At 56.7% G+C, this 14,926-nt stretch carries 11 protein-coding genes; 6 read left to right on the top strand and 5 right to left on the bottom strand.

Annotation, left to right across the window (positions count from 1 at the left end; translation table 11 throughout):
• Positions 1-530: 530 nt before the first annotated feature.
• The 3 genes from ACFVSO_RS04485 to ACFVSO_RS04470 all read right to left on the bottom strand — a co-directional run bounded on the left by ACFVSO_RS04485 (position 531) and on the right by ACFVSO_RS04470 (position 5,467).
• Positions 531-839 carry a hypothetical protein gene (locus ACFVSO_RS04485; protein ID WP_387470490.1) on the bottom strand — a complete coding sequence of 103 codons (309 nt, stop codon included), beginning with the start codon at positions 837-839 and terminating at the stop codon, positions 531-533.
• Positions 840-1,151: 312 nt separating this feature from the next.
• The gene (locus ACFVSO_RS28850; RefSeq protein ID WP_483875060.1) at positions 1,152-2,987 is read right to left on the bottom strand and encodes an exosporium glycoprotein BclB-related protein; all 1,836 of its coding nucleotides are present in this window, start codon (positions 2,985-2,987) and stop codon (positions 1,152-1,154) included.
• 266 nt (positions 2,988-3,253) lie between these two features.
• Positions 3,254-5,467 carry an exosporium glycoprotein BclB-related protein gene (locus ACFVSO_RS04470; RefSeq protein ID WP_387470488.1) on the bottom strand — a complete coding sequence of 738 codons (2,214 nt, stop codon included), beginning with the start codon at positions 5,465-5,467 and terminating at the stop codon, positions 3,254-3,256.
• 238 nt (positions 5,468-5,705) lie between these two features.
• On the opposite strand from ACFVSO_RS04470, the gene ACFVSO_RS04465 reads away from it, so the two are divergent.
• From ACFVSO_RS04465 to ACFVSO_RS04445, 5 genes are all read left to right on the top strand, one after another.
• Positions 5,706-6,506, top strand: coding sequence for a hypothetical protein (locus ACFVSO_RS04465; RefSeq protein WP_387470486.1), 801 nt, complete (start codon positions 5,706-5,708; stop codon positions 6,504-6,506).
• A 217-nt stretch (positions 6,507-6,723) separates the two neighbouring features.
• On the top strand, positions 6,724-7,575 hold the full coding sequence (locus ACFVSO_RS04460; protein ID WP_387470484.1) for an AraC family transcriptional regulator: 852 nt from the start codon (positions 6,724-6,726) through the stop codon (positions 7,573-7,575).
• 127 nt (positions 7,576-7,702) lie between these two features.
• Positions 7,703-8,377: an SOS response-associated peptidase gene (locus ACFVSO_RS04455; protein WP_387470482.1), complete on the top strand. Its 675-nt coding sequence runs from the start codon at positions 7,703-7,705 to the stop codon at positions 8,375-8,377.
• A gap of 187 nt (positions 8,378-8,564) precedes the next feature.
• Positions 8,565-9,392, top strand: a complete 828-nt coding sequence (locus tag ACFVSO_RS04450) for a polysaccharide deacetylase family protein (protein ID WP_387470480.1) — start codon at positions 8,565-8,567, stop codon at positions 9,390-9,392.
• Positions 9,385-10,335: a class I SAM-dependent methyltransferase gene (locus tag ACFVSO_RS04445; protein ID WP_387470478.1), complete on the top strand. Its 951-nt coding sequence runs from the start codon at positions 9,385-9,387 to the stop codon at positions 10,333-10,335. The genes ACFVSO_RS04450 and ACFVSO_RS04445 overlap by 8 nt, the downstream gene beginning before the upstream one ends.
• A gap of 134 nt (positions 10,336-10,469) precedes the next feature.
• On the opposite strand, the gene ACFVSO_RS04440 is transcribed toward ACFVSO_RS04445, so the two are convergent.
• Together ACFVSO_RS04440 and ACFVSO_RS04435 are read right to left on the bottom strand one after the other, a co-directional pair.
• Positions 10,470-11,471 carry an electron transfer flavoprotein subunit alpha/FixB family protein gene (locus ACFVSO_RS04440; RefSeq protein ID WP_387470476.1) on the bottom strand — a complete coding sequence of 334 codons (1,002 nt, stop codon included), beginning with the start codon at positions 11,469-11,471 and terminating at the stop codon, positions 10,470-10,472.
• 55 nt (positions 11,472-11,526) lie between these two features.
• Complete coding sequence (locus ACFVSO_RS04435; protein ID WP_387470474.1) at positions 11,527-12,333, bottom strand: electron transfer flavoprotein subunit beta/FixA family protein; 807 nt, start codon at positions 12,331-12,333, stop codon at positions 11,527-11,529.
• 377 nt (positions 12,334-12,710) lie between these two features.
• Between ACFVSO_RS04435 and ACFVSO_RS04430 the strand changes: the two genes are divergently transcribed.
• The gene (locus ACFVSO_RS04430) at positions 12,711-14,912 is read left to right on the top strand and encodes a (Fe-S)-binding protein (RefSeq protein ID WP_387470563.1); all 2,202 of its coding nucleotides are present in this window, start codon (positions 12,711-12,713) and stop codon (positions 14,910-14,912) included.
• Positions 14,913-14,926: the final 14 nt, after the last annotated feature.

The following is a 14,926-nucleotide window of genomic DNA, read 5'->3' as shown; positions in this document are numbered from 1 at the left end:
TCCAGTTGCGCCAGTGGCCCCCGTCTCACCTGTAGCTCCAGTCGCACCAGTTGCTCCTGAACCAGTGGCCCCGGTCGATCCAGTTGCGCCAGTGGTACCCGTCTCACCCGTAGCCCCTGTAGCTCCAGTCGCACCAGTTGCTCCGGAACCAGTGGCCCCGGTCGATCCAGTTGCGCCAGTGGCCCCCGTCTCACCTGTAGCCCCTGTAGCTCCAGTTGCACCAGTTGCTCCTGAACCAGTGGCCCCGGTCGATCCAGTTGCGCCAGTGGCCCCCGTCTCACCTGTAGCTCCAGTCGCACCAGTTGCTCCTGAACCAGTGGCCCCGGTCGATCCAGTTGCGCCAGTGGCCCCGGTCGATCCAGTTGCGCCAGTGGCCCCCGTCTCACCTGTAGCTCCCGTAGCGCCCGTTTCACCGGTTGCGCCGGTAGCACCTGTTGGTCCTGTAATGCCAGTGCTGCCGGTCGGTACTTCCAGACGAACAATTGCGGAACCTTCCGAAACGACAATGTCAAGCGTATCGGATTCAAAAATCAGATCCTCACCAAAGCCAACTGTAGCTGAACCAATTGGTCCGATGACATTGAATAGCCCGTCACCAACATTGAAAGATCCCGTCGGTCCAGTCGGCCCCGTCGGTCCGGGACGTCCGCGTTTGCCTCTATCACCATCTTTTCCTCTGTCACCGTCTTTGCCTCTCTTACCGTCTTTGCCTCTTTTACCGCGCTTTCCTCTAGGTCCTTCAGGTCCAACCGGTCCTTCAGGTCCTTCAGGTCCTGGAGGTCCTGGAGGCCCTCTGTGTCCTCTTGGTCTGTGGGTAAAGGTTTCTTTGTTACAGTCATCGTTTTTCCATCTCTTCTTTTTCTTCTTCTTGCAATGAGAAGAATCGCCAGAATGAATGGAAATCGTGCTGTTTGAGCGACGTTTGATTATCTTGATAGATTTCTTTTTGCTAGATGGATAATCCAGTTAAAACACCTCCTTGTATTCTTCCTTATATTACGAAGGGAAAATAGATTCTGTATGTGCGTTCATTTAGGTATTTTCCCTTTTATTAGAAAATGTGTGTATGCACATAAGAGAGCGGATTGCTTTAAAGACCGATAAAACAGGAGAAGAAGCCAAGTTCTAGGCTAGGCTTCTACGAGTAATGACTATTCAATCGTTAGTCCCGCGCTACCGTATCCGACAATCGCATTAATGAGGTTAAAACCAGATGCAACTGCAGAATATACGAGCAGCAATCGTGTTTCTGTCGATACAGGAATACTAAGACCCGTAAGTGCAGCATTGCTAAATGTTCCAATATTAACTACACCGCTTAAAGGAGGAAAGAGACTGACAAGTGTTCCCGCAATAGGGTTGAAAATATTATCGGGGGTAGTGGAGCTATATAATTGAACTTGGATCGTTATATCTGTTCCCGGAATGTTGAGACCTGCTGTTGTACTGAAATAAGCTGCAATCGCTGTAATTGTACCGTTGCGTGGCATGGAGAAGGCGTAGTTTATGTCGACACCACCAGGTCCTGTCAAGTCGATTGCACCACCAAGTATGGTTGGTGTCGGGGCACTGGTACCGAAACCAAGGAGTCCACCAGTCCCTGCAAGTCCGCCAGCAATAGTTGTTAAAGCAAGTGCCAAACCGGATGCATAAGGGATAATTGCTCCACCTCCCGTGCCTGTTGCGCCTGTTGGACCAGTGGCTCCTGTTGCACCGTCGGCCCCCGTAGCGCCGTCCGCGCCCGTCGGCCCAGTAGGCCCCGTTGCACCATCGGCCCCCGTAGCGCCGTCCGCGCCCGTCGGCCCAGTAGGCCCCATTGCACCATCGGCCCCTGTAGCGCCGTCCGCGCCCGTCGGCCCAGCAGGCCCCGTTGCACCATCGGCCCCTGTAGCGCCGTCCGCGCCCGTCGGCCCAATAGGCCCAGTTGCACCATCGGCCCCCGTAGCGCCGTCCGCGCCCGTCGGTCCAGTAGGTCCCGTTGCACCATCGGCCCCTGTAACGCCGTCCGCGCCCGTCGGCCCAGCAGGCCCAGTTGCGCCGTCGGCCCCCGTAGCACCGTCCGCGCCCGTCGGCCCAGCAGGTCCGGTTGCACCATCGGCCCCCGTAACGCCGTCCGCGCCCGTCGGCCCAACAGGCCCAGTTGCGCCGTCGGCCCCCGTAGCGCCGTCCGCGCCCGTCGGCCCAGCAGGTCCAGTTGCGCCGTCGGCCCCCGTAGCACCGTCCGCGCCCGTCGGCCCAGTAGGTCCGGTTGCACCATCAACGCCAGTGGCTCCGGTTGACCCTGTCGGTCCGGTAGGTCCAGTCGCGCCATCGTTGCCAGTAGTACCAGTAGGTCCGGTAGGTCCAGTTGATCCTGTTACGCCAGTCGCACCTGTCACACCTGTGGTGCCCGTTGCACCTGTAGTTCCAGTTGCTCCGGTAGAACCTGTAGCGCCAGTTGTGCCAGAAGATCCCGTAGATCCCGTCGGTCCGGTTGGTCCGGTCGCGCCATCGTCGCCAGTAGTACCAGTTGGCCCAGTCAGTCCAGTTGATCCTGTTATGCCTGTCACACCTGTGGAACCCGTTGCACCTGTAGTGCCAGTAGCGCCAGTAGATCCCGTAGAGCCAGTAGATCCCGTAGAACCAGTCGCGCCAGTAGAGCCAGTAGCGCCAGTAGAGCCAGTAGCGCCAGTAGAGCCAGTAGATCCCGTAGAGCCAGTAGATCCCGTAGAACCAGTAGCGCCAGTAGAGCCTGTATAGCCTGTAGAACCTGTAGAACCTGTCGCCCCCGTTGGCCCTGTAGCTCCTACTTGTCCCTTATGACCGCACTTATCGCATTTTTCTCTCTTACATCGATGGTCTTCCGGTCCTCTTGGTCCAGTACAGCACTCACACTTTTCTTTTTTACATGATTTGTGTTTCTTTTTGTGTTTGCAGCTTTTTTTCGAATGTTTGGAAAGAATAATCAGTTCTTGATCTTGGTCAGATCTTTTTTTAATAATCCGCAACTTTTTGTGCTCATCATTTTTTTTCAGTGATAACACCTCCTTGTAATTCATCTATTCTATGTAAAAGTAATAGTATCGGCTTGTACGTTTTTGCATGAGAAAATTACAAGTTAATAGGCAAGAGTAGAAGAATTGAAGATTGGTAGTGAATACAATAATTCTATAAGTAGAACGTGAAAATTAGCTGCTACCGTATGAATAAAGAAAAAAACAGACCAAGCTGGCACCTTGGTCTGTGGGAAATAGATTGTTGGGTTGAGTGAGGTTTAGTCGATCGTAACGCCTGCACTGGCGTAGCCGGCGACTGTATTGATAAGAGATGCTCCTGCTGCTGAAATAGAGAAGACGAGCAGGAGGCGAGTCTGAGCTGCCACAGGGATAGATAGCCCTGATAAGATGCCATTGCTGATCGTGCCGGCAGGCACTAGCAACCCAGTTAAATTCGGCGTTAGCGTGACATTTGTTCCGGTTATCGGGCTGAAAAGATTGTTTGGTGTTGGTGAGCCATAAAGCTGAGCGTTTACCGTGATTGTCGAGCCCAATAAACTGAGAGCCAGAGTTGTGCTGAAGTAAGCGGCGATGGATGTGATGATTCCGTTTCTAGGGACAGTGAAAGCGAAATTGAGCAGTGTTCCTGTAGCACCTGTCAGATCAATGGTGGCACCGAGTACATTTAATGTCGGACCACTAATTCCGAATCCAACAAGACCAGCGGTACCGGCCAAGCCTCCAAGGATAGTGCTCATAACAAGCGGTTCCCCGGATGCGAATGGAATAATGGCCCCGCTACCTGTAGCGCCTGTTGGTCCGGTACCTCCGGTTGGTCCCGTCGGCCCTGTTGGTCCGGTCACTCCTGTAGCGCCAGTGCCTGTAGCGCCTGTGTCGCCGGTCGCTCCCGTCGGTCCAGTTGGCCCCGTTAGCCCCGTAGCTCCGGTATTTCCCGTAGCTCCCGTAGATCCCGTAACGCCTGTAACTCCTGTAGCTCCTGTAATGCCTGTGGCTCCAGTATCGCCAGTGGGTCCAGTTGGTCCTGTCGGTCCGGTATCGCCGGTAGTTCCCGTACCGCCAGTTGCACCTGTAGCTCCGGTACCGCCGGTTGGTCCAGTTGGTCCTGTCAGTCCGGTATCGCCGGTAGTTCCCGTACCGCCAGTTGCACCTGTAGCTCCGGTACCGCCGGTTGGTCCAGTTGGTCCTGTCGGTCCGGTGGTCCCAGTATCGCCGGTGCCTGTAGCGCCTGTAGCTCCGGTATTGCCGGTCGCTCCAGTTGGCCCGGTCGGTCCGGCATCGCCGGTAGTTCCCGTACCGCCAGTTGCACCTGTAGCTCCGGTACCGCCGGTCGCTCCGGTTGCGCCCGTAGCTCCAGTATTCCCGATCGGTCCTTGAGCTCCTTGTGGTCCTTGCTGTCCGGCAGCTCCGGTACCCCCGGTCGCTCCGGTTGCTCCCGTAGCTCCAGTATTTCCGATCGGTCCTTGAGTTCCTTGCGGTCCTTGCTGCCCGACAGCTCCAGTATTCCCGATTGGTCCTTGAGCTCCTTGCGGTCCTTGCTGTCCGACAGGTCCTTGAGGTCCGACGAAGCCCTGAGGTCCTTGAGGTCCGACTGGACCTTCAGCACCGGTCGCTCCGGTCGCCCCAGTTGCCCCTGCAGCGCCGTTTGCCCCTGCGGCGCCGTTTGCGCCGGTCGCTCCGGTTGCGCCTGTGGATCCTGTTGCCCCAGTGTTTCCTACAAGCCCTTGAGGACCTTGTGGCCCTTGCTGTCCGGCATTACCTTGGGGTCCTTGCGGACCTTGCTGTCCTTGCGGTCCTTGCGGGCCGGGTTCTCCTTGAATGCCTTGAGGCCCTTGAGGTCCAGTGCTTCCTGGTGGTCCGACAGGCCCTTGTGACCCGATCGGTCCTTGTACGCCTGTGGCGCCCGTCGAGCCAGTGGGTCCTGGGGGCCCGCCTGATGGTCCGGTTGCACCTGTGGATCCCGTAGCGCCTGTCGCGCCTGTGGATCCCGTTGCCCCAGAGATACCCGTAGCGCCTGTCGCACCTGTGGACCCTGTTGCCCCAGAGATACCCGGCGCACCTGTCACGCCTGTGGCTCCGGTAGCGCCTGTAGCGCCTGTCGCGCCCGTCGCGCCCGTCGCGCCCGTCGAACCCGTCGAACCCGTCGCACCAGTGGGTCCGGTGCGGCCACGCTTGCCGCGATCTCCATCATCGCCTCTTTTGCCGCGCTCACCTTCAGGTCCCTGGGGTCCTATTGAACCGAGCTGACCTCTGAGCTCACTATATTCGTCGCTATGATGGTCACGATGATTGTGTTGAGTACGAGGACGATATCTTCTTCTTGTTCCTGAGATGAAGAGGCGTTTTCTTTTTGCGACAGCTATTTTTTTATGTCTTTTCGGATAGTTGCCGTTATTGGACGTTTTGATTTTTAACGTCTGTTTTTTTGTTGAACGTTTGCGGTAACGACGTTTGAACTCGTTCAGTTGAAGCACCTCCTAGGTAATTTCTTTATACTACGGGCTAATGTGGAGGTTTGCTTGGGTGCAGGAGAGCTGTCGCGTAGGCATTAGCCTATTTTTAGAAAAATGGGCGGTGGGGCGAGGTTGACAATTGCCTATGAGAATGTTTATCATTTAATTGATAATAGTTATCAGTAAATAGGCGGATAGAAGGGTAAGCGTCACCGAGTGAAACGGCCCTTGTTCTGTGCGCGGAAAGGGATTTGAAATCATGCAGACAGGAACCAAACAGCCATGGAATTGGCTTTTATTCCCATTCTCTGCTGTCACGGCGGGGCCTTATGGCGTAGTTGCTGCTACGGTCGGGCATGGGGTATATTCAATTGAAGATGAATCTGAGTGGGGGAAGCTTGGAACGGGTTTGCCTGATACGACTGGAATCCATCGGCTTCAGCTTCACCAGGAGCTGCTTCATGCTTGCACGAATAACGGGTTATATGAGTGGAACGGAGAAACGTGGGAGCAAGACGGCCTGACGTTGCCGTGTTATCAATATCGCAGGCTTGGAGGCGCATGCTACGCCTCAACGTCGGACGGATTATGGATCCGGACGGGGTCGAAGTGGGGTCAGCTCTCTTGCGAGGGGAAGCATGTATTTGATTTTATTAGTCTCCCTCAATATGTCATCGTGGGTCATGATACCGGAATTTCCTTGTATGACCGTTTCATGGATGAATGGGCGCATTTCGAGCTGCAGCGAGGCATTACCAGCCTGGCAGTCTATCGGGGCCATTTGATTGGTGCGACGGATCAGGGCGAATTGGTGGTAGGGGACAGGAAGGGTCGGTTCGACCGAATTCAATTCGGGAAAAAGATAATCTATTCCATAGTTCCGAAGCGGGGCAGTATTTATGTGTGTACCGATCAAGGGCTGTTCAAGCTCGTCTACATAGCGGATCGACTGGTGCTGCTGTCTGTCCAGCTTGGTTTCCCGGTGACGGATGTTGACGTGCTGGGGGATCAGATTTTTATGGCGACGATGTTCCATGGCATTCAGAGCATATCGTTATAACACGAGCGATTCATATATGCAGGAGTGCGATTATTCGCATGTTACAGGGAAGAGCCTTGATTCTACGATGAGCCATCGGCAGAACAAGGCTCTTTTGGCTGAACAGACATAGACAGAGCTTGCGGGAAATAGAGTGTGGACAAACGATCGGCTCTTCAAGTAACATGGCAGTATTCATGGGAATTAATGCAGCTATGCATCGGGGAGAGAGATCAGCGTGTCAGAAGATTTATTACTAACGTTTCGTTCGCCGCCTCTGCCTTTTTTCGTAGAGTCGAACCGAATAACATATAGACCTGGCGAGGAGCATCCCAATCGGACGAATCTTGGTGTATTCGATCTGCTGTTCGTGAATGAGGGAACGCTTTATGTCGCCGAGGAGAACCATAAATGGACATTGAAGCCGGGAGATGTGCTCATCTTGCGGCCGGATCGCTGGCATTATTCCTTTCGGCCTTGCGATGAGGAGACGGTGTTCGATTGGGTACACTTCCAGACCGTCGGAGCATGGGAGGAGACCGAGGACAATCAGCCTGGCAGCATCCGGGGTGATTACTATACCTATGCCATCCGTTTGCCCAAGAAGATGAAGCTGAATTATCCGGATGAGGCGAAGCTTATCTTTTCCCAGCTGCATGAGGCGGCCAAGAGCTCCTCTCACGGAGCATTCTGGGACCGGCAGCAGCGATTCCTGCATCTGCTTCAGATGTTGGATGAAGGCTGGCGTTCGGACGCAGCGAAGGCTGCTGTATCCGTAGCGGAGCGTGCGGCGGCTTATTTGAAATTGAATTATCGGACCTCCATCAGCAATACGATGCTGAGTGAGGTGCTTGATCTCCATACGAACTATATCACTCGCTGTATGACGGAAGTGTTCGGTTGTACGCCGCAGCAGTATTTGCTGTATTACCGGCTTGACCAGGCGAAGCTGCTGCTCATCAAGACCGACTGGACGATTGCGAGAGTGGCGGAGGAGACCGGCTTCCGGCAAACCCCGCATTTCTCCCGTCTCTTCGCATCGCACACCGGCATGCCGCCGCTCAAGTTCAGAAAACGGTTTACGACCTAAATGATCCATACCGTCAACTAACTTAGGCTGCCCAACAGGCTGCGAAAAAATTCATGAATAATTTTCCACCAACCTACAAAAACTGGATTCAATTACGCAGCCATGAGGCTAAAGGAGCGATCCAGCGATGATTGAACGGTTTTCGTTGACGGTGGATATGAGTGAGATTGTAGAGCGGTTTGGGATCAAAAAAGTGGTGGTCGGACACACGAATCGGTTCAACGTAGCGCCGACCCAGAACGTGTCCATCATTATGAATGATCGTCACGATACGCGCGTGTTGCAGGAATCCAGATGGGGGTTGTTTCCCTTCTGGGCCAAAGATTCGGTGAATGCTGACTCTGCGGCTTTGCCAGATAAGCCATTCCTGCATCGCATGATGAAGCGGCAGCGCTGTGTGATTCCGTGCAGCGGATTTTACGGGCAGAAGATGTTCGGCAAGGAGCGGGAGCCGAGAGCTATGCATACCGTGCTGCCCGGCCATACGGTGCTTGGCATAGCTGGCATGTATGACTGCTGGCGTCATTCAAGCGGCAAGGAAGTACGTGCTTTCACCATGCTGACGGCAGCCACCAGCGGATCGATGTCTGTCTGGCAGCCGCGCTTGCCGATTGTGCTGGATGAGGAAGGCGTCGAGGATTGGCTAAATCCGAAGCTGACGGAATTCGGCAAGCTGCGCAAGCATATGGAGGCGCCGGAGAGCTACTTGCTCCGTTCCTATCCCGTTACGAACGCCGTTCATGATGAATGGTACGAAGCGCCTGACTGCATCAGGGAAATTGCGATTCCTGATTTCGCATAATAACGAGAGAGGCTGGTTTCGAGCAGATTTCATTGCCGGGACCGGCTTTTTTTGCGTGTTCGTTTACCTTTGGATTCGTCTCTAATAATTTCCTATTCGCTCATAATATCCCTTATAATAGAGGGAGTTCAAACTTTTTGCCGCAGATTCAATGAGAATAGATGCAGAGAGGATGAAGCCGTTGGACATGATTTTTACGGTAGATCTGGAAGACTGGTTTTGCAGCCCGGAGTTGTCACTTGCCGATTGGAAGCGCTATCCGTTCAGATTGGAGAAGCCAACGCATCTGCTGCTGGATATGCTGGACGAAAAGAATGCGAAGGGGACGTTTTTTGTATTGGGCTGGATTGCGGAGCATAAACCCGAACTGGTGAAGGAGATTCACCGGCGGGGCCATGAGATTGCATCCCATGGCTACGCGCACCGGCTGGTCTATAAGCAGTCGCGACTGGAGTTCAAGGAGGATATTAGGCATTCCAAATCTCTGCTGGAGCAGCTGACCGGCTCGGAGGTTCGCGGATACCGGGCGCCGTGCTTCTCTATGACGGAATGGGGACTGGAGCTGCTGGAGGAGGAGGGCTTTAATTATGATTCCAGCTTGATGCCCAATTCGTTCGGTGGCGATTCAGGGGGCTTGAGCGGATACCCGAATTCCGGCTCCTCCTTCCGAATCAAAGGAAGGCTGACTGAATATCCGTTGCCTGCGCACAGGATCGGGAGTCTGCGTATTCCATGGGGTGGCGGTGGGTACTACCGGTTGTATCCGTATGAAGTGTTCCGTTATGGCGTGACGTCATGGCTGAAGGGCCATGATTATTTCCTGTTTTATATTCATCCGTATGATCTGGACAAGGAGCAACCCCGCATTTTCCAATCGACGTGGTCCAATAGTTTCAGAAGATATTACGGACTTGGCGGGACTCATCGCAAAATCGAGCGAATGCTCAGTGACTTCGACTGTACGTCCATTGAGCATTACGAGCATCAAGCCGTAGGTATGGTTCTGCATGGTTGATCGGGCTGAGCGGATAGAGGACAAGCCCCCCTATGGCAGTGTTGCGGAGTTATTCCGGGATGGTGAGCTGCTGGCCTGCATGGCGTATTTGTTCGCGCGGGAATCGGGCATAGGCTTATCCAAAGAGGCCATCATAAGAGCTTCAACGGTGGCTAAGCTGAAGGAACGGGGATGGGTATCTGCCTCCGGAGGATTGACCGACAGGGGACTTGCTTATAGCTGTTATGAGTATGAGCGGCAATTGAATCTTCGGGAGCCGCTGGATCGGCTTCTCATCGAGGAAGCGTCGGGCAGGGGAAGGATTGCCGATATATGCTGCGGCGGAGGCGCTACGAGCTTTGCTTTGCTGAAGGCGGAGCGGCGGGAGCGGATGTGCGGAATTGATGCGGCGAGAGAGCCGATTGAGCTTATGAGGGAGCGGCTTCGAACAGAAGGCGGTTATGTGCGAGGGACTCGGAGTGATGCAGGCGAGACGGGATATGCTGTAGATTGCAGGGAGGGCGGAGAACGAGTCGAGACCGTTATTGGTGATGTTCACCAATTGCCTTGGGAAGAGGGGAGCTTCGATCTGGCAGTGTGCCGTGCTGCGCTTCATTATTTGGACGCCAGGACAGCGGTTCGAGAGATGTATCGTGTGCTTGAAGCGGGTGGAAAGCTTTTTTTGCTTGTACATGGCTCGGGTTATCCGCTAGATTACTTGATTCACAGGCGGCGGATATGGAGCATGAGCACGATTGTATATGCTCTGCAAAAGCTGCGCGCTGCATGGGGAACAAAGCACGCCTCAGGCCATTCACAGGGCCGTTTTTTGAGAAGGAGACAGTTGGAAAGTTTCTTAATGGAGGCCGGATTCCGGCATATACGCTATTATACGGACAAGCATCGGATGATAGCTGGACGATTCCCTGTCTATTTTGCGATGGTCGCGGAAAAGCAGGGATGAAGGACATAACGAGGCTTACATGGCAAGCTGAAAACAGGATCGCTAGGTATAAGAGAAACCTCCGAATCGGGTAGATTCGGAGGTTTCTTGTCGCTTGGGCCAAGAGGGCGGCTATAAGGGACGGATGCTCCCCGTTAGTCGGCTTGCTGACGGGTGCGAAGCACCTCGGAGGTAAGCAGCGGCACGACCTCGAACAGGTCGCCGACGATGCCGTAATCCGCAATGCTGAAGATTGGAGCATCGGGGTCTTTGTTAATCGCGACGATCGTACGGGATTGGCTCATGCCGGCCAAGTGCTGGATCGCGCCGCTGATGCCGCAGGCAATATAGAGCTGCGGCGTCACGACTTTGCCGGTCTGCCCGATCTGGAGGGCATAGTCGCAGTAGCCGGCGTCGCAAGCGGCGCGGGACGCGCCTACCGCGCCGCCGAACGCAGCGGCGAGCGCATGCAGCGGCTCGAAGCCCGCCGCGCTGCGCACGCCCCGGCCTCCCGATACGACGACGTCGGCCTCGGCGAGATCAAGCTGTCCGCTGGCGCGGCGCAGCATCCCGCGCACGGCGGTCCAGAGCTGCGGCGGCGCGTACAGCAGCGCCTGTACAGAGCCGCTGTTGCCGGCGGCATCCAGCGGCTCCGCCGGCGGCAGATTGTTCGGGCGCACCGTGACGACCCACGGGTGCCCCGGCAGGAAGCTGCGCCGCTCGAACGCCTTGCCGGCGTAGAGCGGGCGGATGAAGCCGACGTCTGCGCCATCTGCGGACGGCTCGATGGCGGTGACGTCGGCGATGTGGCCGGCGCCATAGGCTGCGGCCACCCGGGGCGCGAGCTCGCGCCCCAAAGCGGTATGGCCGAGCAGCAGCGCGTCCGGCCTGACCGCATCCATGGCTGCGCGCAGCACGGCGAGATATGCCTCGGGCGCGTAATCCTTAAGGGCAGGGTCGTCGGCCATATGCACGACATCCGCCCCTCTGGCATGCAGCGCGGCGGCGTCTTCCGCGGCGCTGCCGCTTCCGGCGAGGACGGCGTGCACCGAGCCGCCCTCGCCCGCGAGGCGCCTGGCTGCGCCGAGCGCCTCGAAGGCGACGCGGCGCAGCGAACCGTCGCGCCGTTCGGCATAGACTAGTATCGTTCTGGACATGCGATACAGCTCCTTTCACATCTGGTTATAGGCGGGAGCAGTCTTGTCATAGCGCTTACAGCACTTTCGCTTCTGTACGCAGCAGCTCTATCAATCCCGTTGCCTGCTCCTCAGGCGAGCCGGCAATCCGCTTGCCAGTGGAGCGCGGCGGGGGAGGATATAGCGCTGCTCTTTGTGTGCGGGCAGAGCTTCCGGCGCTGAGCCCGAGCTCCGATAGCGTGACGGTCCGCAGCGGCTTGCGCTTGGCCTTCATGATGCCGGGCAGGGACGGATAGCGGGGCTCGTTTAATCCTTGCTGGGCGGTAATGAGCGCTGGAAGCGGAAGGGCGACTGTCTCGGTGTCGCCTTCCGCATCTCGCTCGATCAGCGCGTATTGCGCCGCTTGCACGGAATGGGAGAGGCCGAGCTCCTCAGCCGTTCCCAGCGTCAGCTTCACCGCTGCTGAGGCGTGGGGCAGTCCCAGACGCTCGGCCACCTGCAGCGCGACGCTGCCGGAGCCGCTGTCTACGGCGAACAGCCCAGCCAGCAGCAGGTCGGGCGAGACAGGGCTGATGACCGCGGCCAGCGCCTCGGCGACCGCATAGCTGTCATCGCCCAGCCCCTCGCTGTCCAGCCGAATCGCTTCGTCCGCGCCGACGGCAAGTGCCGTCCGCAGCGCTTCCTGCGACCGCTCCGTTCCGCATGTGACGACGATAACTTCGCCGCCCAGCTTTTCTTTCAACTGAATGGCTTCTTCCAGCGCGTATTCGTCGTACGGATTGATAACGAATTTGGCCTCGCGTTCGTCTACGCCTTGGGGCGTGACGATTATTTTTTCCTCGGTGTCGAAGGTTTGCTTGAGCAACACGACAACTTTAGGCATGAAAGCTTCCCTCCCGGTCGGTCAAAAGTAGGGCTTTCCGACATCCAATACGTATTGTCCATCAGTGCTACCTTATGACATTGGGGAAGCGAATAGACCGCCGGTCATTCACCGCTCCCGAAGCATGTTCATTGGATGCCGTTCATATACTTGGAGCACCGCGGCCATTTTTGAAAGCGCTTTACAAGCTTGTCCGACCCATCCGGAGGACGGCCATAGCCGGCGAGGCTGGGGCAATACGGGAGACAGGGAGGGCTGTGCGAATGACAGGGATATGGCAGACGCTGGCTGCTGGCGCAGGCGAGACGCGCGGGCTGGCTGCGCAGCTTACGGCCGATATGGCTGCGCTTCTACTGGCAGGCTATCCAGACGTCATCATGTGGGGGAGGTGGATACTGTTCGCGGCACTGACAGGGAGCGCCGTATGGATGTTCGCGGCTGTCGTGCTTCGCCGCATCGGGTATATGCAGCTTGGAGCGCCGGCGGTGTTCGAGCGGAACAAGACTGTCAGACACAAAGGTATTGCGGGCGAGGTGCTCGGCCATCGCAGGCTGCTGAACGATGTTCGCAGCGGCGTCATGCATCTCGTCTATTTCTACGGCTTCATCATGCTTCAATTCGGAGCACTCGATCTGATCTGGAAAGGGCTGAACGGCGGCAAGCCGCTGCCGCTGCCGTATTACGGAGCTTTCTCCTGGATGCAGGAGATTACGGTTGTGCTAGTGCTCGCGGCTGTGCTGTATGGCGCATACCGCCGTTATGGCGAGAAGCTGATTCGGCTGAAACGGGGCTGGAAGCCGTCGCTTGTCATGTGGTTTATCGGCACGCTTATGCTGACGGTGCTGTTGTCTCTCTCCTTCGAGCGGCTGGCGGCGGGATCTGCAGAATCGGTGGCGGCTTCCTTCGCGCCGATCAGCGAGCCGATATCGCAGCTGCTGATGCTGCTCGGGGTACAGGAGGGAAGCGGGCTTGCCATAGCCGGATTCGAGCTATTCTGGTGGCTGCACTTGTTGGTCCTGCTTGGCTTTCTGGTCTATGTGCCGCAATCCAAGCACTTTCATCTCCTTACCGCTCCGGTCAATCTGTGGTTCAGGCGGAACGAACCGCCGGGCAGACTGACGCCGCTTGATCTGGAGAATGAAGAAGCGGAGTCGTTCGGCGCGGGGAAGATCGAGGATTTCAACCGGAAGCAGCTGCTGGATCTGTACGCCTGCGTCGAATGCGGGCGCTGCACGAATGTGTGTCCGGCGGCAAGCACGGGGAAGCTGCTTTCGCCCATGCATCTCATCGTGAAGCTAAGAGATCATTTGACGGAGAAAGGAGCTGCCCTTACGTCCAAATCGCCATGGCTGCCCGCCGGAGTATGGTCCGGCAAAGGAGTGAGCAGCGGGGCTCACGTCATGGGCGCGGTCATGCCGGCTTGGGAGGCAGCATCCGGGGAAGGTGAGGAATCGCAGTACCGCACCGATATTGGACCTACGATGGCGGTTCAAGGCGCGGCATGGGGCAAGCGGGAAGGCGCGGCTCCGACCGAGCTGGAGCTGATCGGGGATGTCATTACCGCAGATGAGCTGTGGTCCTGCACGACCTGCCGCAATTGCGAGGATCAGTGCCCAGTCGGCAACGAGCATGTGGACAAAATTATCGACATGCGGAGATATCTGGTGCTGATGGAGGGGAGCCTGCCGTCCGACGGACAGCGCGCCTTGCAGAACATTGAGCGCCAGAGCAATCCATGGGGGCTTCCGCGTGCGGAGCGAGCGGCCTGGATTGAGGAGTGCGAGCGAAAGACGGGCATTCGGGTCGATACAATGAGCGAGCGCAAGACGCAGGAACGGCTGCCGGAGGTACTGCTGTGGGCCGGCTCCATGGGAGCATACGATACGCGCAGCAGACGCGTGCTGTTCGACCTGATTCGCTTGCTGGTATCGGCACGCGTAGACTTCGCGACGCTGGGCCAAGAGGAGCGCAGCTCAGGCGACACCGCCCGACGCATCGGCAATGAGCTTCTGTTCCAGGAACTGTGCCGGGACAATATTGCCGTGCTGGCCAAATACGGGGTGAAACAAATCGTCACCGCCTGCCCCCATACGTACAACACATTCAAGAACGAATATCCGGACTTCGGGCTGCCAGCGGATGTGCGGGTTACGCATCATACCGAGTTGCTGGCGGCGCTTGTATCGGAAGGAAGACTCACTCCGAAGTTTGATGTGGAGGAGCGTGTGACGGTACATGACTCCTGTTATCTTGGGCGATACAACGATACGTATGAGGCGCCGAGAGCCATATTGAAAGCCATTCCCGGCCTGTTCATCGAGGAGATGGAGCGTTCGGGCAAAAACGGCATGTGCTGCGGAGCGGGCGGCGGCTTGATGTGGATGGAGGAGCATGCCGGGACGCGGGTTAATTATGCGCGGACTGCACAAGCGCTTGCGGTCAAGCCTTCCGTCATCAGCTCGGCTTGTCCGTACTGTCTGACGATGATGGAGGATGGGCTGAAGTCGCTGCAGGAAGGAGAGAACGTCATTGCACGAGATGTGGCGGAGCTGCTTGCCGACAGCGTCTTCGGGGCATGACAGCAAGCCGGATA

The organism is Paenibacillus sp. NPDC057967 (assembly GCF_042887015.1).
Lineage (GTDB): Bacteria > Bacillota > Bacilli > Paenibacillales > Paenibacillaceae > Pristimantibacillus.
The sequence above is the reverse complement of the archived record's forward strand: the minus strand, read 5'-3'. Positions and strand labels throughout refer to the sequence as shown.

Coding starts and splice junctions, on each gene's coding strand:
- ACFVSO_RS04485 (WP_387470490.1), bottom strand. CDS start 839: ATGACTGTAACAAAGAAACCTTTACCCACAGACCAAGAGGACACAGAG.
- ACFVSO_RS04465 (WP_387470486.1), top strand. CDS start 5,706: ATGCAGACAGGAACCAAACAGCCATGGAATTGGCTTTTATTCCCATTC.
- ACFVSO_RS04455 (WP_387470482.1), top strand. CDS start 7,703: ATGATTGAACGGTTTTCGTTGACGGTGGATATGAGTGAGATTGTAGAG.
- ACFVSO_RS04450 (WP_387470480.1), top strand. CDS start 8,565: ATGATTTTTACGGTAGATCTGGAAGACTGGTTTTGCAGCCCGGAGTTG.
- ACFVSO_RS04445 (WP_387470478.1), top strand. CDS start 9,385: ATGGTTGATCGGGCTGAGCGGATAGAGGACAAGCCCCCCTATGGCAGT.
- ACFVSO_RS04440 (WP_387470476.1), bottom strand. CDS start 11,471: ATGTCCAGAACGATACTAGTCTATGCCGAACGGCGCGACGGTTCGCTG.
- ACFVSO_RS04435 (WP_387470474.1), bottom strand. CDS start 12,333: ATGCCTAAAGTTGTCGTGTTGCTCAAGCAAACCTTCGACACCGAGGAA.
- ACFVSO_RS04430 (WP_387470563.1), top strand. CDS start 12,711: ATGTGGGGGAGGTGGATACTGTTCGCGGCACTGACAGGGAGCGCCGTA.